Annotated in this window: 25 protein-coding genes; 19 read left to right on the top strand and 6 right to left on the bottom strand. The window is 69.8% G+C overall.

Annotation, left to right across the window (positions count from 1 at the left end; genetic code table 11):
• Window positions 1-5 precede the first annotated feature (5 nt).
• Window positions 6-479: a chemotaxis protein CheW gene (locus N788_RS04920; protein ID WP_034221719.1), complete on the top strand. Its 474-nt coding sequence runs from the start codon at window positions 6-8 to the stop codon at window positions 477-479.
• A gap of 50 nt (window positions 480-529) precedes the next feature.
• Here N788_RS04920 and N788_RS04915 read toward each other — a convergent pair whose 3' ends face one another.
• Window positions 530-1,264, bottom strand: coding sequence for a 16S rRNA (uracil(1498)-N(3))-methyltransferase (locus N788_RS04915; protein ID WP_034221716.1), 735 nt, complete (start codon window positions 1,262-1,264; stop codon window positions 530-532).
• On the bottom strand, window positions 1,261-2,637 hold the full coding sequence (gene bioA, locus N788_RS04910; RefSeq protein WP_034221714.1) for an adenosylmethionine--8-amino-7-oxononanoate transaminase: 1,377 nt from the start codon (window positions 2,635-2,637) through the stop codon (window positions 1,261-1,263). The genes N788_RS04915 and bioA overlap by 4 nt, the downstream gene beginning before the upstream one ends.
• A 60-nt stretch (window positions 2,638-2,697) precedes the next feature.
• On the opposite strand from bioA, the gene nudE reads away from it, so the two are divergent.
• The 10 genes from nudE to N788_RS04860 all read left to right on the top strand — a co-directional run bounded on the left by nudE (window position 2,698) and on the right by N788_RS04860 (window position 11,881).
• Entirely contained in the window at window positions 2,698-3,243 is a 546-nt protein-coding gene (nudE, locus tag N788_RS04905; RefSeq protein WP_034221712.1) for an ADP compounds hydrolase NudE, read from the top strand.
• Complete coding sequence (gene cysQ, locus N788_RS04900) at window positions 3,240-4,055, top strand: 3'(2'),5'-bisphosphate nucleotidase CysQ (RefSeq protein WP_051924370.1); 816 nt, start codon at window positions 3,240-3,242, stop codon at window positions 4,053-4,055. Before nudE ends, cysQ begins: the two co-directional genes overlap by 4 nt.
• On the top strand, window positions 4,048-4,863 hold the full coding sequence (gene mazG, locus N788_RS04895) for a nucleoside triphosphate pyrophosphohydrolase (RefSeq protein WP_034221709.1): 816 nt from the start codon (window positions 4,048-4,050) through the stop codon (window positions 4,861-4,863). Before cysQ ends, mazG begins: the two co-directional genes overlap by 8 nt.
• A 26-nt stretch (window positions 4,864-4,889) precedes the next feature.
• Window positions 4,890-5,198, top strand: coding sequence for an Mpo1-like protein (locus tag N788_RS04890; RefSeq protein ID WP_034221707.1), 309 nt, complete (start codon window positions 4,890-4,892; stop codon window positions 5,196-5,198).
• 114 nt (window positions 5,199-5,312) lie between these two features.
• Window positions 5,313-6,026, top strand: coding sequence for a response regulator transcription factor (locus tag N788_RS04885; RefSeq protein WP_034221704.1), 714 nt, complete (start codon window positions 5,313-5,315; stop codon window positions 6,024-6,026).
• Between the two features lie 4 nt (window positions 6,027-6,030).
• Window positions 6,031-7,335, top strand: coding sequence for a sensor histidine kinase (locus N788_RS04880; RefSeq protein WP_034221702.1), 1,305 nt, complete (start codon window positions 6,031-6,033; stop codon window positions 7,333-7,335).
• 79 nt (window positions 7,336-7,414) lie between these two features.
• Complete coding sequence (locus N788_RS04875; protein ID WP_051924369.1) at window positions 7,415-8,881, top strand: efflux RND transporter periplasmic adaptor subunit; 1,467 nt, start codon at window positions 7,415-7,417, stop codon at window positions 8,879-8,881.
• Window positions 8,878-9,591 (top strand): ABC transporter ATP-binding protein, encoded by a 714-nt coding sequence (locus N788_RS04870; protein WP_034221700.1) that lies wholly within the window; start codon window positions 8,878-8,880, stop codon window positions 9,589-9,591. The genes N788_RS04875 and N788_RS04870 overlap by 4 nt, the downstream gene beginning before the upstream one ends.
• Window positions 9,588-10,859, top strand: coding sequence for an ABC transporter permease (locus tag N788_RS04865; protein WP_034221698.1), 1,272 nt, complete (start codon window positions 9,588-9,590; stop codon window positions 10,857-10,859). Before N788_RS04870 ends, N788_RS04865 begins: the two co-directional genes overlap by 4 nt.
• Window positions 10,860-10,894: 35 nt before the next feature.
• Complete coding sequence (locus N788_RS04860; RefSeq protein ID WP_034221695.1) at window positions 10,895-11,881, top strand: isoaspartyl peptidase/L-asparaginase family protein; 987 nt, start codon at window positions 10,895-10,897, stop codon at window positions 11,879-11,881.
• On the opposite strand, the gene N788_RS04855 is transcribed toward N788_RS04860, so the two are convergent.
• Entirely contained in the window at window positions 11,882-12,298 is a 417-nt protein-coding gene (locus N788_RS04855; protein ID WP_034221694.1) for a hypothetical protein, read from the bottom strand. It lies immediately after the preceding gene.
• Window positions 12,299-12,365: 67 nt separating this feature from the next.
• Between N788_RS04855 and N788_RS04850 the strand changes: the two genes are divergently transcribed.
• Complete coding sequence (locus N788_RS04850; protein ID WP_051924368.1) at window positions 12,366-12,989, top strand: RNA polymerase sigma factor; 624 nt, start codon at window positions 12,366-12,368, stop codon at window positions 12,987-12,989.
• 27 nt (window positions 12,990-13,016) lie between these two features.
• Window positions 13,017-13,394 (top strand): VOC family protein, encoded by a 378-nt coding sequence (locus tag N788_RS04845; protein ID WP_034221691.1) that lies wholly within the window; start codon window positions 13,017-13,019, stop codon window positions 13,392-13,394.
• A 45-nt stretch (window positions 13,395-13,439) separates the two neighbouring features.
• Here N788_RS04845 and N788_RS04840 read toward each other — a convergent pair whose 3' ends face one another.
• Both N788_RS04840 and N788_RS13775 read right to left on the bottom strand, forming a co-directional pair.
• A complete protein-coding gene (locus tag N788_RS04840; RefSeq protein ID WP_034221688.1) occupies window positions 13,440-14,468 on the bottom strand; it encodes a TIGR00266 family protein in 1,029 nt (342 codons plus the stop codon).
• 27 nt (window positions 14,469-14,495) lie between these two features.
• Entirely contained in the window at window positions 14,496-15,146 is a 651-nt protein-coding gene (locus tag N788_RS13775; protein ID WP_051924367.1) for a DUF533 domain-containing protein, read from the bottom strand.
• A gap of 113 nt (window positions 15,147-15,259) precedes the next feature.
• Between N788_RS13775 and N788_RS04830 the strand changes: the two genes are divergently transcribed.
• Genes N788_RS04830 through N788_RS04805 form a run of 6 tightly spaced genes read left to right on the top strand, consistent with a single transcriptional unit; the run spans window position 15,260 to window position 20,475 of the window.
• Window positions 15,260-15,643, top strand: coding sequence for a diacylglycerol kinase (locus N788_RS04830; protein WP_034221685.1), 384 nt, complete (start codon window positions 15,260-15,262; stop codon window positions 15,641-15,643).
• 17 nt (window positions 15,644-15,660) lie between these two features.
• Window positions 15,661-16,383: a TerC family protein gene (locus tag N788_RS04825; protein WP_034221682.1), complete on the top strand. Its 723-nt coding sequence runs from the start codon at window positions 15,661-15,663 to the stop codon at window positions 16,381-16,383.
• Window positions 16,384-16,419: 36 nt separating this feature from the next.
• Window positions 16,420-18,285, top strand: coding sequence for a cation:proton antiporter (locus tag N788_RS04820; RefSeq protein ID WP_084695891.1), 1,866 nt, complete (start codon window positions 16,420-16,422; stop codon window positions 18,283-18,285).
• Window positions 18,282-19,178 (top strand): prolipoprotein diacylglyceryl transferase, encoded by an 897-nt coding sequence (gene lgt, locus N788_RS04815; protein WP_034221680.1) that lies wholly within the window; start codon window positions 18,282-18,284, stop codon window positions 19,176-19,178. Before N788_RS04820 ends, lgt begins: the two co-directional genes overlap by 4 nt.
• On the top strand, window positions 19,178-19,972 hold the full coding sequence (locus N788_RS04810; protein WP_034221678.1) for a thymidylate synthase: 795 nt from the start codon (window positions 19,178-19,180) through the stop codon (window positions 19,970-19,972). Before lgt ends, N788_RS04810 begins: the two co-directional genes overlap by 1 nt.
• A 14-nt stretch (window positions 19,973-19,986) precedes the next feature.
• Window positions 19,987-20,475, top strand: a complete 489-nt coding sequence (locus N788_RS04805) for a dihydrofolate reductase (protein ID WP_034221762.1) — start codon at window positions 19,987-19,989, stop codon at window positions 20,473-20,475.
• Here N788_RS04805 and N788_RS04800 read toward each other — a convergent pair.
• Window positions 20,468-20,959 carry a hypothetical protein gene (locus N788_RS04800; protein ID WP_034221675.1) on the bottom strand — a complete coding sequence of 164 codons (492 nt, stop codon included), beginning with the start codon at window positions 20,957-20,959 and terminating at the stop codon, window positions 20,468-20,470. The genes N788_RS04805 and N788_RS04800 overlap by 8 nt on opposite strands.
• Between the last annotated feature and the right edge of the window lie 13 nt (window positions 20,960-20,972).

Genomic DNA, 20,972 nt, shown 5'->3' with positions numbered 1-20,972 from the left:
ATGGCATGAACGCCCAGCGCGATATCCGCGGCGTGTTGATCTCGGTGACTGGCGGCCGCCTGCTGCTGCCCAACGCCAGCGTGGCCGAGGTCATCACCTTTTCCGAACCGGAGGTGCTGGCCAATGCGCCCGAATGGTTGCTCGGACGCGTTCGCTGGCGTGGCTGGCGCTTGCCGCTGCTGTCGTTCTCGCGACTCACCGGCTGGTCCGAGGAAGGCGGCCAGATGGGCGCCAAGGTCGCCGTGCTCAAGGCGCTGGGTGGCAACGCGAAGCTGCCGTTCTTCGCCGTGCTTTCGCAGGGCTTCCCGCGCCTGGTCACGGTGTCGGCCCAGGCCCTGAAACAATCCCACGAGATCAAGGACCTGCCGCTGGGCGTGCACGCCCGCGTCACCCTCAACGACGACCCGGCGGTGGTGCCGGACCTGCTCAGCGTCGAATTGCTGATCCAGAAGGCGCTCGACCAGGCCCAGGCGGCCTGATCCCGGAAGCCTGTCGCCGGGGCGCCCCGGGGCGCCCCCGGGAGTGAAGCTCAGCCCAGGTCGCCGTAGATCGCCTGGAGCGCCGCGATCGCGGCCAGTCCCGCCGTCTCCGTGCGCAGGATGCGCGGGCCCAATCGCAAGCCCCTGAACCCGGCCGCCTGCGCGGTGGCCAGGTCGCGTTCGGACAGCCCGCCTTCGGGACCGACCAGCAGCGCGACCGCGGCGGCGGCGGGCAGGGCCAGGTCGCCCAGGCCCAGGTTTGCGTTCGGGTCCAGCACCAGCTTCACGTCGGCGCTTTCCGCGGCGGCGTAATTGGCCAGGGAATCGGGGTCGGCCAGGGCCGGCAGGCGCGCGCGGCCGCTTTGTTCGCAGGCCGAGACCACGACACCCTGCCAGTGCGCCAGTCGCTTGCCGGCGCGTTCGGCGTCGAGCCTGACCTCGGTGCGTTCGGTGCGCACCGGGCTGATCGCCGCGACCCCCAGTTCGGTGGCCTTTTGCAGTACCCAGTCCATCTTGTCGCCACGGGCGATGCCCTGGGCCAGGGTGATGCGCAAGGGCGACTCGTTCGCCACCGGACGGGCGTCGATGACCTCGGCCTCGGCGCCGCGCTTGCCGACCGAAACCAGGCGGGCGGCGAAATCGTGGCCGTCGCCGTTGAACAGCAACACCGGATCGCCGACCCCCAGGCGCAGCACGCGCACCAGGTGCCCGGTGGCGAGCTCGGAGAGGGTGGCGACGGCGCCGGGCGCCAGCGGTTGGTCGACGTGGCAGCGGGTCGTCCTCATGGCCGGCAGGCCTCCTGCATCGCGGTCGTGGTGACGTCGGCAAGCAGCGCCAGTTCCTCCTCGCCGACGCAGTAGGGCGGCATCCAGTACAGGATATCGCCCAGCGGTCGCAGCACGACGCCGCGCTCGAGTGCGTGGCGGTAGGCGCGCAGGCCGCGCCGATCGCTGGCCGGGAAGGGTTGGCGGGTGCGCCGGTCGGCGACCAGCTCGATCGCCAGGATCATGCCGGTCTGCCTGACCTGGGCGACGTTCGGATGCGTCGCCAGTGGTGCCGCCAGCTCGGCCATGCGCGCCGCGGTGATGCGGTTGCGGGCCAGGGTGTCGTCCGATTCGAAGATTGACAGCGTTGCCAGCGCCGCGGCGCAGCCCAGCGGGTTGCCGGTGTAGCTGTGTGAATGCAGGAAGGCGCGTTCCCGTGAGTCGTCCAGGAAGGCTTCGTAGACATGGGCGGTGGTCAGCACCGCCGACATCGGCAGGAAACCGCCGGTCAGGCCCTTGGACAGGCAAAGGAAGTCCGGGCTCACCGCCGCCTGCTCGCAGGCGAACATCGTGCCGGTCCGGCCAAAGCCGACCGCGATCTCGTCGGCGATCAGGTGCACGCCGTGGGCGTCGCACAGTTCCCGGGCGCGGCGCAGGTAGGCGGGATGGAACATGCGCATGCCGCCGGCGCATTGCACCAGCGGCTCGAGCACCAGCGCGCAGACCGTGCCGGCATGGGCCTCCAGGATCGCCGCCAGCTCGTCGGCGCGGCGCAGCGCGCAGGCTTCGGCCGTTTCACCCGGGGCAGCGTCGTAGGCGTCGGGCGAAGACGCGAAGATCGGTTCGAGCAGCAGCGGCGCGTACACCCGCCGGTACAGCGGGATGTCGCCCATGGACAGCGCGCCGATGGTTTCGCCGTGGTAGCCGTTGCCCAGCGCGATGAAGCGGGTGCGCTGCGCGTCGCCGCGGTTGAGATGGCTGTGGAAGCTCATCTTGAGCGCCACTTCGATCGCCGCCGAGCCGTTGTCGGCGTAAAAGACCCGCGACAGCCCCGGCGGTGCCAGCGCCAGCAGCGCCTCGGCCAGGGCCAGGCCCGGGGCGTGGGAAAAACCGGCGTAGATGACGTGCTCGAGCTCGCGGGCCTGGGCGCCGATGGCTTCGGCGATGCGCGGTTCGCCATGGCCGAACAGGTTGGTCCACCAGCTGCTGACCGCGTCCAGGTAGCGTTTGCCGTCCACGCCCTCCAGCCAGGCGCCGCGGCCACGGCGGATGGGCACCAGGGGCAGGGTGCCGGGGTGTTCCTTCATCTGGGTGCAGGGGTGCCAGACCGAGGCCAGGTCGCGATCGCGCCAGGCCGCCGCGTCCAGGCGGTCGAAGGGGGCAAGTTTGTCCATGCGCGGATGATCCGGCCCCCGGGCCCGCCTGTCCAACGCCGGAGCGGCTAGAATCCCTGCATGCGACCCCTGCCGACCATCCACGACCGCGAGGAGCAGCCGCTCGAGAGCGGTCGCCGGGAAATCCTGCACCTGGAGTTCAGCAACGGTGAGCGCCGGCGCTACGAGCGCCTGGTCAGCGGCGGCCACGGGTCGGTGATCATCGCCGCGGTGCCCGACCCCGGCACGGTGCTGCTGGTGCGCGAGTACGCCGCCGGCACCCACCGTTACGAACTGGGCCTGCCCAAGGGCCGCATGGACGCGGGCGAAACCGTCGAGGAAGCGGCCGACCGCGAGCTCAAGGAAGAAGTCGGCATGGGCGCGCGCAAGCTGACGCGGGTGCGTTCGATCACGCTGGCGCCGGGCTACATGAGCCACCAGATCCACCTGGTGCTGGCCGAGGATCTCTATCCGGAGCGCTTGCCCGGGGACGAACCCGAGGAACTGGAAGTGGTGCCCTGGCGCCTGGACCGCCTGGGCGACCTGATGCTGCGCGAGGACTGTTCGGAAGGCCGGTCCCTGGCCTCGCTGTTCATCGTGCGCGAACTGTTGAAGGAGCGGGGGTGAGTGGACTCAAGGAGGCCTGCATCGGCCTGGCCCGGGAGGCGGGTGACGCCATCCTGGCCGTGTATGCGAAGGATTTCAGCGTCCAGACCAAGGACGACGATTCCCCGCTGACCCAGGCCGACCTGGCCTCGCACCGCATCATCGTCGAAGGCCTGCGCCGGCTGTCGCCCGACATCCCGGTGCTCAGTGAAGAGGACGCCGACATCGCCTGGGACCTGCGGCGCACCTGGTCCCGGCACTGGCTGGTGGACCCACTGGACGGCACCCGCGAGTTCGTCAAGAAAAACGGCGAGTTCACCGTCAACATCGCCCTCATCGAAGACGGCCGGCCGGTGCTGGGCGTGGTGTATGCGCCCGTCTTCGACTACCTGCTGCATGCCGAAGCCGGCCGGGGTGCCTTCCTGCGCGAGAACGGCCGCGACCTCGCCGTCAGCACCCGCCGGCCGGCGACGTCGCCGTTGCGGGTGGCCGCCAGCCGCTCGCACCTGGACGAACGCACCGCCCGGGCGCTCGAACGCATGGGTGACACCGAGCGCCATGGCCTGGGCTCGTCGCTCAAGTTCTGCCGCATCGCCGAAGGGCGCATCGACGTCTATCCGCGCTTCGGGCCCACCAGCGAGTGGGACACCGCGGCCGCCCAGTGCGTGCTCGAAGCCGCCGGGGGCGCCGTGCTTCGGCTGGACGGCACGCCGCTGGACTACAACCGCAAGGAGAACATCCTCAACCCGCACTTCATCGCGCTCGGTGACGCCTCGCTGCCCTGGCGCGACTGGCTGGACGCGGCTGCGCGGGAGGAGAACGGGCATGGCTGAGATCGACGACCTGCTCGCGATCATGGCGCGCCTGCGCGACCCGGAGCGCGGTTGCCCCTGGGACGTCGCCCAGGACTTCTCGACCGTGGCGCCCTACACCATCGAGGAAGCCTACGAGGTCGCCGATGCCATCCAGCGCGGCGACATGCAGGACCTGCGCGATGAACTGGGCGACCTGCTGCTGCAGGTGGTCTTCCACGCGCGCATGGCCGAGGAGGCCGGTCACTTCGCCTTCGCCGACGTCGCCGCCGCCATCAACGACAAGATGGTCCGTCGGCACCCGCACGTCTTCGGCGACGCCGCCTGCCAGGCCGATGCCGAGGCGCAGCTGGCCAACTGGGAGGAACTCAAGCGGCAGGAGCGCGCGGCCGGCGGTGACCAGGACACCAGCGTGCTGGCCGGCATCACCCGCGGCCTGCCCGAATGGCAGCGGGCAGTGAAGCTGCAAAAGCGTGCGGCCACGCTTGGCTTCGACTGGCCGGGCCCGGCGCCGGTGATCGCCAAGCTGCACGAAGAAATCGAGGAGGTGCGGGTCGAGTTCGACGCCGTCGCCGCCGGTGACGAATCCGCGCGCGACCGCCTCGAGGACGAACTGGGCGACGTGCTGTTCGTGGTCGCCAACCTCACGCGTCATGGCAAGGTCGATTTCGGCGCCGCGCTGCGCCGGGCCAATGCCAAGTTCGAGCGCCGGTTCCGGCGCATGGAGCAGCTGGCGGCCGGGGAGGGCGTGGATCTTTCCAGCCTGTCCCTGGAAGCGCAGGATGCCTACTGGAACCGCGCCAAGGCAGAAGAAAAGCATCGGGACTGAAGTCCCTCCCACAGGAGAGCCGAGTCATGGGCGGATCCGGATTCAACAGCTTCCGCGAGTTCTATCCCTTCTACCTGGGCGAACACGCCAACCCGACCTGCCGCCGCCTGCATTTTGTCGGCAGCTGCGTGGCGCTGGGCTTCATCGCCGCCGCCATCGCCACGCTCAATGCCTGGTGGCTGCTCGGAGCCCTGGTCAGCGGCTATGCCTTCGCCTGGGTCGGCCACTTCTTCTTCGAACACAATCGCCCGGCCACCTTCAAGCACCCGTTTTATTCCTTCGCCGGCGACTGGGTGATGTTCAAGGACATGCTGACCGGCAAGATCCGTTTCTGAGCAAAACGGGCGCGTTGACGCGGGCTTGCCGCGGGCTTCACATCCGTCTCACCGGCCCCGGGGTTTAATCTTCACAAAGCTGAAGACATCATCTTCACATTCGAGGAGACCCCCATGCGACGCGATGACCCGGCCGGCCTGATCCTGGTGGTGGAAGACAACCGGAACCTTTCCGAGATGGTTGGCGAGTACCTTGAATCCAAGGGATTCGGCGTCGACTACGCCACCGATGGCATGGACGGCCTGCGCCTGGCCACCGACAACAGCTACGACGTCATCGTGCTCGACCTGATGCTGCCGCGCATGGACGGCCTGGAAGTCTGCCGCCGCCTGCGCAACGAAGCCAAGAAATCGACCCCGGTGCTGATGCTGACCGCCCGTGACACGCTCAACGACAAGGTGGTGGGCCTGGAAGCCGGCGCCGACGATTACCTGGTCAAGCCTTTCGCCATCCAGGAGCTCGAGGCCCGCGTGCGTGCCTTGATCCGCCGCGATCGCCGCCAGGTCAGCGCCGAGGTGCTCAAGGTGGCCGACCTCGTGCTCGACACCGCCAGCCTGCGCGTCACCCGCGCCGGCCAGGAAATCCAGCTCTCGCCCATTGGCCTGCGCCTGCTGACGATCCTGATGCGCGAATCGCCGCGGGTGGTCACCCGCCGCGACATCGAGCGCGAGATCTGGGGCGACGGCCTGCCCGATTCCGACACCTTGCGCAGCCACCTGTACAACCTGCGCAAGGCCATCGACCGGCCGTTCGACCGTCCGCTGCTGCACACCGTGCAGACCGCGGGTTATCGCATCGCCGACCTCGACGCGCCCCCGGCGAGCTGACGACGTGCCGCATCGCAAGGGACTGCGGCGCAAGATCTGGACCGCCTTCATCCTGCAGGCCGCGGCGATCAGCTTCGCCGCGGTCCTGGGCGTCTACGGCGCCTCGGCCGTGCTCAAGCACGTGCTGATCCAGCAGGCGCTGCAGGAAGAGGCCGCGCATTATTGGCAGCGCCTGCAGGCCAGGCCGGGCGCGGAAGTACCCGACACCTACAACATGACCGGCTATCTGCTCCCGGCCGGCGCCGACGCCAGCAAGGTGCCCGCGACCATCCGCGGCCTCGCGCCGGGATTCCACGCCCTGCCGCGGGCGCAGGGTGGGTCGCTGGTGCTGGTGGACCAGGACCGCAACGGCCACCGGCTGTACCTGCTGTTCAAGCAGGAACAGGTGGACAGCCTGGCGTTCTGGTTCGGCATGGCGCCACTGGCGATCGTGCTGGTGGTGATCTACGTGATCGCCTGGACGACCTATCGCGCCTCCAAGCGCGCGGTGTCGCCGGTGATCTGGCTGGCTTCCCAGGTCCAGCGCTGGGACCCGAAGCAGCCCGAGCCGGCGCTGCTGAGCCCGGAGAACCTGCCCACCGACGTGGAGGGCGAGACCCTGGTGCTGGCGCAGTCGCTGCATGAATTCGCCAGCCGCATCGAACATTTCGTGCACCGCGAGCGGGACTTCACCCGCGATGCCTCGCACGAACTGCGCACGCCGCTCACCGTCATCCGCGTCGCCGGCGACATGATGGCCGGCGACGACAGCCTGTCGCCGACGGCGCGCAAGGCCCTGGGCCGGATCCAGGGCGCGGGCCGCGACATGGAAGCGCTGATCGAGGCCTTCCTGATCCTGGCGCGCGAGGGCGACACCGGCTTGCCGGATTCGGATTTCGACGTGTCCGAGGTCGTGCTCGACGAAGTGGAAAAGGCGCGCGTCCTGGTCGGCTCCAAGCCCGTCAAGGTCGAGTGCCGCATCGAACAGACCTTCGAGCTGCACGCGCCGCCGCGGGTGCTGTCGGTGATGCTGGGCAACCTGCTGCGCAACGCCTGCCACTACACCGACGCCGGGCAGGTGGTGGTGGTGGTGAGGGACGGCGAGATCGAGGTCTCCGACACCGGCATCGGCATGGACGACGTGGTGCTGTCGCGGATTTTCGAGCCGTTCTACCGGGGCAACAACCCCGGCAAGGAAGGCCAGGGCGTCGGCCTGTCCATCGTCCAGCGCCTGTCGCAGCGTTATGGCTGGCCGGTGCGCATGCAAAGCCGGCCGGGCCAGGGCACCACCGCCACCCTGGTGTTTCCACGTAGCGGCCCCCGTCCCTGAGCAAAAGAACCCGGTCAACCATTCTGGTCCACCGGCGTTTACCCCAGGATTGTCGTTTCCCTGATTTTCCGGAGTCCCGATGCCCGCCGCCCAACGCCGACGTTTCCCCCGCCTGCTCGTCATCCTGGCCCTGCTCGCCGTGGCCGGGCTTGCGATCTGGTGGTTCGCCGGGCGCGGCGGCGACGCCACCGGGACCTACCGCACGACCGCCGTCGACCGTGGCGACGTGCGCGTGGTCATCTCCGCCACCGGCACGCTGCGCGCCACCACGACGGTGGACGTGGGCTCGCAGGTGTCGGGCCAGGTGATCGAGGTGCTGGCGGACTACAACGACCGGGTGACCAAGGGCCAGGCGATCGCCCGCCTCGACCCGGCCCCGTTCCAGACCCGGCTTGAACAGGCCCAGGCCGACCTGGCCAGCGCGCGCGCCTCGGTGAACGAGGCCAGGGCCACGCTCACCAATGCCGAGGCCGACTACACCCGCAAGCGCGACCTGTTGGACCGGCAGCTGATCGCACGCAGCGAAGCCGACCTGGCCCTGGCGGCCCGCGACCAGGCCCGGGCGCGGGTGGTGTCGGCCGAAGCGGCCGTGCTGCAGCGCCTGGCGGCGGTCAACAATGCCCAACTGGACGTGGAATACACGGTGATCCGTGCGCCGGTGGACGGCGTCGTGCTCCTGCGCGACATCGAGCCAGGGCAGACCGTCGCGGCGAGCTTCCAGACGCCGGTGCTGTTCCAGATCGCCGAAGACCTGGCACAGATGCAGATCGACCTGAGCGTCGACGAGGCCGACGTGGGCCAGATCCACGAGGGCCTGGGCGTGTCCTTCACCGTCGATGCCTTCCCGGACCGCCAGTTCACGGGCGAGGTGCGGCAGGTGCGGCTGGCGGCGACGGCCATCTCCAACGTCATTTCCTACCCGGTGGTGGTGCAGGTGCAGAACGCCGACCTGAGCCTGCTGCCGGGCATGACCGCCAGCGCCGAGATCGTGGTGGACAGCCGCCAGGACGTGCTTCGCGTGCCCAATGCCGCCCTGCGCTACACGCCGCCCGACGCGCCGCCCGTGGAAACGCAGACCAGTGGCCGCGGCAACCTGCTGCAGGGCCTGCCGGCCCTGGCGCAGGAGCTGAAGCTCGATGCTTCCCAGCAGGCCGCCTTCGACGCCGCCCTGGACACGATGCGCGAGCGCGCCCAGGCGCGCGCCAGCAGCGCCGCGGCCAACAGCGCGGGCGGAGCGCAGGGACCCGGCGGTCCCGGTGGCGGTCCTGCGGCCAACGACGGCGCGCGTGCGCGCATGGTCGAGGCCTTCAACCAGACCTTCGCCGCCTTCGTGGCCAGCCTCGATGAAAACCAGCGCGCACGCTGGGAGTCCGGACTAAAGGCCCTGGCCACGGCGCGCCGTGGCGTGCTTTGGGTGCTCGCGGACGGCGGCGGCGTGCGCGGCGTGCCGGTGCGGCTGGGGGTTTCGGACGGCACCATGACCGAGGTGACGGGCGCCGAAGAGGGCCAGCAGGTCATCATCGGGCAGGAGCGCCCGGCCGAATGACCGGCCGGCACCCGATCATCCAGACGCGCGGCCTGGGCAAGGTTTATTCGCAGGGCACTCCGGCCGAGGTGGTGGCGCTGCGCGGCGTCGACCTGCGGGTCGAGCACGGCGAGTTCCTGGCGATCATGGGCGCCTCGGGTTCGGGCAAGTCCACGATGATGAACCTCATCGGCTGCCTGGATACCCCGACCTCCGGCCAGTACCTGTGCGACGGCGTGGACGTCGCCACCCTCGACGCGCCGGGCCGTGCCCGGCTGCGCCTGGAGAAGATCGGTTTCGTCTTCCAGGGGTTCAACCTGCTGGCGCGCCAGACCGCGCTGGAAAACGTGATGATGCCGCTGGTCTATGCCGGCGTGCCGGTCGCCGACCGCGAGCCGCGGGCGCGCGCCGTGCTGGCCCAGGTCGGCCTGGCCGATCGCGCCGGCCACCGCCCCAGCGAACTGTCGGGCGGCCAGCAGCAGCGCGTGGCCATCGCCCGCGCGCTGATCAACGAGCCGCCGCTGCTGTTGGCGGACGAACCCACCGGCGCGCTGGACTCGCACACCAGCGAGGAGATCATGGCCTTGTTCGAGCGGCTGCAGGCCGGTGGCCGCACCATCGTCATCATCACCCATGAACGGCCGGTCGCCGAACACGCCGGCCGCATCGTGGTGATGCACGACGGCGAACTGCACGAAGAGGGCTGGCAGGCCCCGGGGAAGGGAAAATGACGCTCACCGACGTCCTGCGATCGGCCACCTTCTCGCTGCGCGGCAACTGGCTGCGCAGCATCCTCACCGCGCTGGGCGTGATCATCGGCATCGCCGCGGTCATCGTCATGGTGTCGGTGGGGCAGGGCACCCAGAGCGAACTCGACAAGATGATCTCCAGCCTCGGCTCGAACCGGCTGGAGGTCTTCGGTGGCGCCTCGCGCGGCCCGGCGCGAGGCGGCGCCGGCAGCCAGGCCAGCCTGACCGACGACGACGCCGAGGCCATCCGCAACGAGATCCCGGGCGTGCAGTACGTGGCCACGCAGGTCTCGGGCGGCGGCCAGGTGGTGTACGCGGAGAAAAACTGGTCGACGCGCTGGGAAGGCGTGAACGCGGACTATTTCCCGGTCAACGACTGGGATGTGGCCTCCGGCGCCGGGTTTTCGGCGCGCGACTACGGCAGCGCCAGCAAGGTGGTCATCCTGGGCGAAACCGTGCGTCGTGAGTTGTTCGGCGACAGCGACCCGATAGGCGCCACGATCCGCTTCGGCCGCGTGCCGCTGAAGGTGGTGGGCGTGCTGGCGTCCAAGGGCCAGGGCAGCTGGGGGCAGGACTCGGACGACATCATGCTGGTGCCGCTGGAAACCGGGCGCCGCCGGCTGACCGCCGCGACCGCGATCGAAGCCACCCAGGCCGCCTCGGGCGGCACCACGCCGCGCCGCGCCGACCTGGTCAGCCGGATCTCGGTGGGCGTGGCGCGGGCCTCGGACCTGGACTTCGTGGAAGAGGAAATCAACGCCCTGCTGCGCCAGCGCCACCGCATCGCCCCCGGCGCCGAGGACGATTTTTCGGTGCGCAACATCGCCGAGATCGTCGCCACCCGGACCCAGACCACGCGCCTGATGTCGCTGCTGCTGGGCGCGGTCGCCAGCATTTCGCTCATCGTCGGCGGCATCGGCATCATGAACATCATGCTGGTCTCGGTGACCGAGCGCATCCGCGAGATCGGCCTGCGCATGGCCGTCGGCGCCGGCCCGCGCGAGATCCAGATGCAGTTCCTTGCCGAGGCCATGCTGATATCGCTCGGCGGCGGCGCGATCGGCATCGCCCTGGGCGTGGCCGGCGCGCTGCTGGCCAGCAAGTTCGGCGCGTTGCCGGTGCAGCTGGACCTGCAGGTGGTGGCGATGGCGACTGGTTTTTCGGTCGCGACCGGGCTGTTTTTCGGTTTCTACCCCGCACGCAAGGCGGCGCGCCTGGATCCCATCGAGGCGCTTCGCCACCAGGGTTAGACTGGGGCCTTTCCTGGCCCGAGGTGTCCGACGCCATGTCCCGATCGCTGCTGCTCGCCCTTGCTTTCGTCGCGGCGCCCGCCTGGGCGGCCGAACCCCCGACCGCCCTGGTTATCCATGGCGGCGCTGGCGTGATCGAGCGCAGCGCGCTGTCGGCCGACGAGGAAAAAGCGGTGCGTGCCGACCTTGACCGCGCGCTCGACGCCGGCAACGCCGTCCTGGCTGAAGGTGGCAGCGCACTGGACGCGGTGACCGCTTCGATTCGCGTGTTGGAGGAGTCGCCCTGGTTCAACGCCGGCAAGGGCGCGGTCTTCAACGCCGTCGGCGGCCATGAGCTCGACGCCGCCATCATGGAGGGCCACACCCGCCGGGCCGGCGCCGTCGCCGGCGTCAGCACGGTACGCAGCCCGGTGTTGCTTGCGCGGGCGGTGATGGAGCGTTCGCCGCACGTGATGCTGGCCGGGGCGGGCGCCGAAAAGTTCGCCGACGACCACGCCGACATCGAGCGCGTGGCGCCGCAGTGGTTCGACACCGAACGCCGGCGCGAGCAGCTGCAAAAGGCCCGCCAGCGCGAGCAGGCGGGCCAGGCCGCGCTGGCGGTGACCTACTTTGGCACCGTCGGCGCCGTGGCCCTGGACCGCCACGGCCACATCGCCGCGGCCACGTCCACCGGCGGCATGACCAACAAGCGCTGGGGTCGCATCGGCGACGCGCCGATCATCGGCTCGGGCACCTGGGCCGACGACGGCTGCGGCGTCTCGGGCACGGGCTGGGGCGAGTTCTACATCCGGACGGCGGCGGCGCACGACATCTGCGCGCGCCTGGCGTATCGCGGTGACGCGCTTGCCACGGCGGCGGACGCCGTCATCAACGCCGACGTGCCCGAGCTGGGCGGCGACGGCGGCGCGATCGCGCTCGACCGCCAGGGCAACATCGCCATGCCCTTCAACACTTCGGGGATGTATCGCGGCTGGGTGAAGCCCGACGGCAGCCGCGGCACCGCCATCTTCCGCGACGAATGATCAGTCGCGGAAGCTGGCCCGCACGTCGGCGCGGTTGATCACCACCAGGGTGAACACCCCCAGCACGGTGCCCACCGGGAACTGCAGGCAGTTCAGGCCCGCCACCACCGCGCAGAACACCCAACGCCGGCGGGCACGCAGCGAACGCGCGGCAATTACGTTCAGTACCAGGCCCAGCAGCAACATCAGGCCCATCACGGCGTAGAACCAGACGAAGACGTCGAACAAGCCCTCCGGCGGCGGATTGGCCTGGTCCTGCCAGTGCGCACTGTCCATCACCTGGGTCATGAACCCGTAGTGCAGGGCCAGGAAGCCCATGCCGAGCAGCGCGAAGCCGGCGAATACGTAATGGAAGACCGCCAGCAGCCGCAGGTGGTCGTCGGACGGGGTGGGCAGGGGCGGGGTCGGGTCGGTCATGCGCCAAGACTAGTCGAAAAGCCGGGGCCGTTCGCCCGGTCCGGCCGGGCTCTGCCAGACTCGTGCCATGGATGTCCCCGCCTACCAAAGCCTGCTGGCCCTGGCCAGGCGCCACGTGCGCCGCGCCGACGAAGCCCAGGACCTGGTGCAGCAAACCCTGCTGGCGGGCCTGGAGGCCGGTCGCGACGACCCGGCCTGGCTGGCAGGCACACTGCGCAATCTTGCGGCGCTGCAGGCGCGCAGCGGCGCCCGCCGCCGTCGGCGTGAACAGGCGGCCAGCGCCGGGGGCGATGACCAGGTGCCGCCCCCGCCGGCGGATCCGGTCTCGTCGCTACCCCTGCTCGCGGTGTTGCCGCCCGCCGCCCGGCGGGTGGCGGTGTTGGCCCTGCACGGGCTGGATGCGCATGAGATCCGCTGGATCCTGGGCATCGCCGATACCGCCTTTCGCCAGCGCCTGAGCCGCATCCGCAAGGCCTTGGGCGAACTGCCCCCGGCGCAGCGGGCCGAGGCGACGGCGCTGGCCTACCTGCGCGACCCGGCCCGCAGCGTCGAGCTGCAGTTCGGGCTGGTGCGCCGGGCCCTGCAGGCCGTGGTCGCGATGCGGCCGGGGCTGGGCACCCACGACGCCGACGGGCACCTGCTGGTGATCCACCGCGGCGCTCACAAACCCGGCCCCGGCGGCAACGACTAGGCGGGAAAACCAAAAAGGAGGACTCCCATGCTCCAGGATTGCAAGGTCGGCGCCATCGTTTTCTTCGTCAGCCAGCTCGAGCGCGCGCTGGCTTTCTACCGCGACACGCTCGGTTTGCCGGTGCAGGCCGTGGACGGCCACGACGGTCCGTTCGGCGTCGGTGAGGTCGGCGACCTCACCCTGGTGTTCATCGTCCGCAGCGTGCGGGCGGGGGACAGTCCGGTGGTCGTGTTCAATCTCGATGGCGGCATCGATGACTATGCCGAAGCCCTGGCCGCAAGCGGCGTCGAAATCGTCGTGCCGGTCAGCGAGGCACCCGACGGCGGCCTGTCGCTGGACTTCGTCGACCCGGACCGCAACGTGCTCAGCCTGTACCAGGCGGCCGGCGCGTCCAGGCGCCGATAGCCGGCAGCGGGACCGGCGCTGGCGCCGGTCCCGTGCCCGCCGGGCTCAGAAGCCGCGGTCGCCGGAAATGATGCCGCCCAGCCCGCCCAGCACCGAGCCTTCGCCCTTGCTGCCGCCCTTCTGGTAGGCGGCCGACATCATGCGGCCGGCCAGGCGCGAGAACGGCAGCGACTGCAGCCAGACCTTGCCCGGGCCGGTGAGCGTGGCCAGGAACACGCCTTCGCCGCCAAAGAGCATCGACTTCACGCCGCCGACCGGCTTGATGTCGAAGTTGACGGTGCTGGTCATCGCCACCACGCAGCCGGTGTCCACGTCCAGGCGTTCGCCAGGCTGCAGGTCGCGTTCCATGATGGTGCCGCCGGCGTGCACGAACACCAGGCCGTCGCCGGTGAGCTTTTGCATGATGAAACCCTCGCCGCCGAACAGCGCCGTCATCACCTTCTTCTGGAAGAACAGGCCGATCTGCACGCCGCGCGCCGCGCACAGGAAACTGTCCTTCTGCGCGATGATCGTGCCGCCGTAGTTCGACAGCGTCATCGGCACGATGGTGCCGGGGTAGGGTGCCGCGAACGCGACCTTGGCCTTGCCGCTGGCGCCGGCGTGGCTGAAGACCGTGGTGAACAGGCTCTCGCCGGTGATCAGCCGCTTGCCGGCGCCGACCAGCTTGTCCATGAAGCCGCCGCTGGCCGAGCCGGAGGAGCCGTCGCCGAACACGGTCTCCATGTTCACCACGGCGTCCTTGTACATCATCGAACCGGCCTCGGCGACCGCGCTTTCGCCCGGGTCGAGCTCGACTTCGACGAACTGCATGTCCTCGCCGAAGATGCGGTAGTCGATCACGTCGGCGCGCTGGCCGGTCGAGGCCATCGCCGCGGCCGGCGGCGGCGTCGGCGCCAGCTGGCCGCCGGGCGCGGATTCTGCGCGCAGTTCGGCGCAGGCGCTGATCGGGATCCATTCGGCGAAACCCTGGCGCCAGCAGTGGCCGCTGGGATCCTTCGTGGCCTGGGCGACGGCGGCAGCCTGGTCGAGCGGACCCATCTGCTGGCCGTTGTAGCTGAGGAACCACTGGTGCATGCGAAGTCTCCTGAAAGGGGGGTGGGGTCAGGCGTCCAGGCCCAGCCGCGCGTGCAGGTCGCGGCGGGCGGCGGGGTCGAGTTCCAGCGCGTTGGCGAGGCGGTCGAGGAACGCGCGTTCTTCGTCGGTGTCGGCGGTGATGGCCAACAGCGCCGCGGCATAGGTTTCGGCGCGCAGCGGGGCGGGCGTGCGCACCACCAGCTGTTCAAGGGTAAACGGCGCCCGCATCTCGGCGTCGAGCATGTGCAGCTCCTGCGCATCGAGCCCGGCGGCGCGGGCACGGTCGAGGATGCCAGCGCGCTCGTCGGCATCGAGCAGGCCGTCGGCATGGGCCGCGGTGACCATGGCGCGCAGCAGGTGCATGGCCTGTTCGGTGCGCAGGCCGGGGTCGGCGGCCGCGGGCGGCGCTGGCGGCGGGACCGCGGCGGCGCGGGGCGGTGGTGGGGGCAGGGCCGTCGCCGCGCCCGGCGCGGCCACTGGCTGCGGCGCGCTGGCCGTGGATTTCTGGCTGTAGTGTTCGTAGGCGGCCATCGCCACGCCAAGCACGCCCAGCCCCACCGCCATCCGGCCGCCGCCGGGCAGGCCCAGGCCGCCGCGGCGCTTGTTCTTCCGACCCCCCAGCTGGCCACCCATGGCCTGGCCGAGCAGCTGGCCCAGAAGGCGTTCGGCGTTGAACATGCGGGACTCCTGACGAGGGGACAGGCAAATGGTGCGGGTGCCCGGACAGCCGCACAAGGCCGAAAGTCCCGGGTATGGCAGAATTGCGACCTTGTGAGCCTGGTAAACCCTTGATGGCCGACAGCTACCACAGCCTGGCGCCCCGCAGCCCGTTCCGGGTCTGGCGGGCGTTCACCTGGTCCCTCAAGGGCCTGCGCGCCACCTGGATGCTCGAGTCCTCGTTCCGGCTGGAGGTCTACCTGTTCCTGCTGCTGGCGCCGCTGGCGCTGTGGTTGGGGGCCGACGGCGCCGAGCGGGCCATCCTGGTGGGCTCGATGATGCTCGTACTGGTGGTGGAGGTGCTCAACTCCGCGGTCGAGGCCGTCGTCGACCGCTGGGGCGTCGAGCATCACGAACTCGCCGGCCGCGCCAAGGACATGGGCTCGGCGGCCGTGTTCCTGGCCGACCTCAACGTCATTGCCTGCTGGGCACTGATCCTCGCACCCCGCTATTACTGAACCGGTACCCGCAGAACATGGATTGGATCTTCAGCACCGAAATCTGGATCGCCCTGCTGACCCTCGCGACCCTCGAGATCGTCCTTGGCATCGACAACCTCGTGTTCATCTCGATCGCAGTCAGCCGGCTGCCGCCGGAACAGCGGCCGCGGGCGCGACGCTTCGGGCTGGCCATGGCCTGTCTCACGCGCATCGCGCTGCTGCTTTCCCTGGCCTTCCTGGCGAGCATGCAGAACAACCTGTTCGCGCTGTTCGGCATGGACTTCTCGGTGCGCGACCTGGTGCTGATCGCCGGTGGCCTGTTCCTGCTGGTCAAGGGCACCATGGAAATCCACGACACCGTCGAGGGCGAGTCCGACGAGGAAGACATCGGCACCAAGCCGTCGGCGGTGTTTGGTTACGTCATCGCCCAGATCGCCATCATCGACATCGTGTTTTCGCTCGATTCGGTCATCACTGCGGTGGGCATGGTCGACAACCGCTGGGTGATGGTGGCCGCGATCCTGATGGCGGTGGCCGTGATGCTGTTCGCAGCCAACCCGATCGGCGACTTCATCGACCGCCACCCCACGGTCAAGATGCTGGCGCTGAGCTTCATCATCCTGGTCGGCGTGGCGCTGGTCGCCGACGGCTTCGATTTCCATATCGACCGCAAGTTCCTCTATTTCGCCATGGCCTTCTCGGCCGGCGTCGAGGCGCTGAACATCCTCGCCAAGCGCAAACGCCGAAGGCCGGGCTGACCACCCGGCCAGTCGTCGTCCCGACCAGGAGTCCCGATGTCCACCGGCCTGTTCCTCACCCTGCTGCTCCTGCTCGGTTTCCTGTGCCAGTGGGCGGCCTGGCGGCTGCGCCTGCCGGCGATCCTGCTGCTGCTCACGGCCGGCATCCTCCTGGGGCCGGGGCTGGGCTGGTTCGACCCGGACGCGATGCTGGGGGAATTCCTGTTCCCGCTGGTGTCCATGGGCGTGGCGCTGATCCTGTTCGAGGGCAGCCTGACGCTTCGCTTCGGCGAGATCCGCGGCCTGGGGCCGACCATCCTGCGCCTGGTCAGCGTCGGCGCGATCGTGACCATGCTCGGCCTGGCGACGGCAGCGCACTTCCTGGCCGACCTGGCCTGGCCGGTGGCGCTGCTGTTCGGTGCGCTCACCTGCGTCACGGGACCCACGGTGATCATGCCGATGCTGCGCGCGGTGCGACCCAACGAGCGCATCTCCAGCATCCTGCGCTGGGAAGGCATCATCATCGACCCGATCGGCGCGCTGCTGGCGGTGCTGGTGCTCGAGGCGCTGATGCTGGGCGGCGGCAACGGCGGCTGGGGCGTGTTCGCCTGGACCGTGGCCTCCGGAGCGGTCGTCGGCGCCGCCGGAGCCTGGGTGCTGGCGACGGTCCTGCGTCGCCAATGGCTGCCCGAATACCTGCACAACTACGGCACCCTGGCCTGGGTACTGGTCGCCTATGCGGCCAGCAACCTGCTGGCACATGAAAGCGGGCTGCTCGCCGTCACCGTGATGGGCATGGTGCTGGCCAACCTGCGCGGCGTGGATGTCGAGCACATCCAGCTGTTCAAGGAACACCTTTCGACGCTGATCATCTCGATGTTGTTCATCGTGCTGGCGGCGCGCCTGCAGTGGCCGGGATTGCCGCTGCTGGGCACCGGCCTGCTGGTGCTGGCGGCGGCCATGCTGGTGGTGCGCCCCCTGGCGGTGCTGCTTTCCACGCTGGGGGGCACCACGCGCTGGCCGGAGCGGGCGCTGCTTGCCTGGATCGCGCCGCGCGGCATCGTCGCGGCGGCGGTGTCGGCCCTGTTCGCGCTGCGCATGGAGGCCGACGACCCGGTCGCCGCCCAGACCCTGGTGTCGCTGACGTTCCTGATCATCATCGGCACCGTGCTGGTGCAAAGCGCCACCTCCCGCCGGCTGGCGCAGTGGCTCAAGGTCACCGCGCCGAGTCCACGCCAGGTGCTGGTCGTCGGCAGTACGCCGGTGGCCCGCGCCATCGGCCAGGCCCTGGACAAGGCCGGCTTCCGGACCCTGCTTGCCGACGACGACTGGAGCGGCCTGGCGGCGGCCCGCCTGGCCGGGCTCAAGACCTTCTACGGCAACCCGGCCTCCGAGCACGCCGAGCGCACGGTCGATTTCAACGCCTTCGGCTGGTTGCTGGCCATGTCCACCCGCGGCGAGATGAACACCCTGGCCTGCGTGCGCTTCCGGCCTGAATTCGGCGCCGGACGGGTGCTTCGCCTGCGCGTGCTTGCCCCGGGCGAAGCGCCGCGCCAGGCGCTGGCGGCGCCCATCCAGGCGCCGGCCCTGTTCGCCGAGGGCATCACCCATGGCGAGCTCGACAAACGCCTCGCCGCCGGCTGGATGATCAAGACCACCAAGTTGGGCGAGTCGTTCGGCTGGGACGAGTTCGCGGCGCGCTACGACGAGCCGCCGCTGCGGCTGTTCGCCATCAGCGACCGCGACCGGTTGATGTTCGAAACCCAGGACGTGCCGCTCGAGCCCAAGGCCGGCTGGGTGGTCGGTGCGCTGGTCGATCCCGCCACCGAGCGCGATCAACGCGAGGCGGAAGCGGCGCCGGGAGGGGCCGGGGACGACGAGGCATCGACCCGGGCGGACGCGACCGGCAAACTAGACGCATGACGATCCTGCACACCATCGATCCGCTGGCCCTGCAGCTGCCCTTCTGGCCGCATGGCATCCACTGGTACGGGCTGATGTACGCCCTGGCTTTCTTCACCGCCTGGTGGCTGGGACGCCGCCGGGTGCGGGCAGGGCGCCTGCCGGGAGTCAACGAAGACGGCTTCGGCGACCTGCTGTTCTACGGCATGCTCGGCGTCATCCTGGGTGGCCGGATCGGCTACGTGCTGTTTTATGCCTTCCAGGATTTCCTGGCCGATCCGATGATGCTGTTCATGATCAACCAGGGCGGCATGAGCTTCCACGGCGGCCTGTTGGGCGTGCTGGTGGCGGCCGCGTGGTGGACCCGTCACCATCGCCTGCACTTCTTCGACACCATGGACTTCGTCGCGCCGCTGGTGCCGGCTGGCCTGGGTTTTGGCCGCCTGGGCAACTACATCGGCGGCGAACTCTGGGGCAAGCCGACCGGCGGCGACTGGGGCGTGGTGTTTCCGTCCAGCCTGCCGGCCGAGTACGCGGCGCTGCCCGCCGAACAGCTGCGCGCGCTGCACGCCAGCGGCGCGCTGGACGCCTTCGCGCGGCATCCGTCGCAGCTCTACCAGGCAGCGCTCGAAGGCCTGGTGCTCGGGCTGGTGCTTTGGGTCTACTCGCGCCGGCCGCGACCGCGCTACGCGGTGTCGGGGTTGTTCGCCCTGGGCTACGGCCTGTTCCGTTTCGCGGTGGAATTCGTGCGCGAGCCCGACGCCCACCTGGGCTACCTGGCCTTCGACTGGCTGACCATGGGCCAGCTGCTGTCGCTGCCGCTGGTGGCGCTGGGGCTGTTCCTGCTCTGGCTGTCGCGGCGTTCGCCGGTGCTGGCTCCGTTGCCGCCGCCGCCCCTGGAAGGTAAAGCCTGATGCGCGCCTATCTCGACCTGCTTCGCCACGTCCTCGAGCACGGCGCGGAAAAATCCGACCGCACCGGCACCGGCACGCGTTCGGTGTTCGGCTGGCAGATGCGCTTTGACCTGTCCGAAGGGTTCCCGCTGGTCACCACCAAGAAGCTGCACCTGCGTTCGATCATCCACGAACTGCTCTGGTTCATCCGCGGCGAGACCAACATCGCCAGCCTGCGCGCGAACAAGGTCAGCATCTGGGACGAGTGGGCCGATGCCGACGGCGAACTGGGTCCCGTTTACGGCAAGCAGTGGCGGCGATGGACCGGCAGCGACGGTCGCGAAATCGACCAGCTTCGCCAGGTGGTCGAGCAGATCCAGCGCAATCCTGACTCGCGCCGCCTGATCGTCAGCGCCTGGAACGTGGCCGAGCTGCCGGACATGGCGCTGATGCCCTGCCACACGCTGTTCCAGTTCTACGTCGCGGACGGCAGGCTCAGCTGCCAGCTCTACCAGCGCTCGGGCGACATCTTCCTGGGCGTACCCTTCAACATCGCCAGCTACGCCCTGCTCACCCACATGGTCGCGCGCCACTGCGGCCTGGCCGTCGGCGACTTCGTGCACACCCTGGGTGACGCCCACCTGTATTCGAACCACGTCGACCAGGCCCGGGAGCAGCTGGCGCGCGAACCCCGGCCCTTGCCGAGGCTGGTGCTCGCACCCACGGCCACCGATCTGTTCGAGATGAAGTTCGAGGACATCATGATCGAAGGTTACGACCCGCACCCGGCGATCAAGGCCCCGGTGGCGGTGTGACCGGCGGCCCGGACCTGCGCCTGGTCGCGGCGCTCGACCGCGCCGGTGGCATCGGTCGCGGCAACCAGTTGCCGTGGCGCTTGCCCGACGACCTCAAGCGCTTCAAGGCGCTGACCCTGGGCAAGGCGCTGTTGATGGGCCGAAAGACCGCCGAATCACTCGGCCGTGCGCTGCCGGGGCGCCTGAACCTGGTGCTGACCCGTTCCGGACGCGTGCCCTTCGAGGGCATGGTGGCGGTGGCGTCGCTGGACGAAGCGCTGGCCGCCGGCGGCCCGGGCAGCCTGATGGTGATCGGCGGTGGCGAGGTTTACGCCCTGGCGCTAGCCCGTGCCAGCCACCTGCACCTGACCCACGTGCATACCGTGGTGCCCGACGCCGACGCCTACTTTCCTGGCTTCGACCCGGCCGGCTGGGAGGTCGTGGGGCGCGAAGCCCACGCGGCCGACGCGCGCCACGCGTGGGCCTTCGACTTCGTCGACTACCGGCGTCGTCCGGTCAGTTGAAGACGTAGGCGGCATCGTCGCCGCGTTGGAAGTGGCGCAGGGCCCGCAGGTCCTTTTCCAGTTCGATGTAGCGCACGGCTTTTTCCATGGCCAGTCCGGCGCGCACCAGGCGGGCGAAGGTGGATTCGAGCTGGTCGGCTTCGTCGGCTTCCAGGGCCAGCATCTCCTCGGCGAGGTCCTCGACGTCGCCGGCGTCGGCGCTGCCGGCGGCGACACGCTCCTGGAACCTGGCGAGCAGTCGCTCGCGACGCTCTTCCAGGCTGGCCAGTTCGGCCTGGTGGGCATCGTAGGCCGGCCAGAAAGCGGCGTCTTCTTCGTTCGAGAGCTGCAGCTGGCGCGCCATGAAGATCTGCTTGCCGGGCGCGACCGCCGCCTTGAGTGCGTTCACGCGGGCGACGGCGTCGCCTTGCGGGGCATTGGACGTCTGGGCCAGGACCGGCAGGGCCAGCGAGGCCACCAGCAGGAAGATCAGGCTACGGGTCATGGGGTTCTCCTTT

This window comes from Arenimonas donghaensis DSM 18148 = HO3-R19 (assembly GCF_000743535.1).
Classification (GTDB): domain Bacteria; phylum Pseudomonadota; class Gammaproteobacteria; order Xanthomonadales; family Xanthomonadaceae; genus Arenimonas; species Arenimonas donghaensis.
The sequence above is the reverse complement of the archived record's forward strand: the minus strand, read 5'-3'. Positions and strand labels throughout refer to the sequence as shown.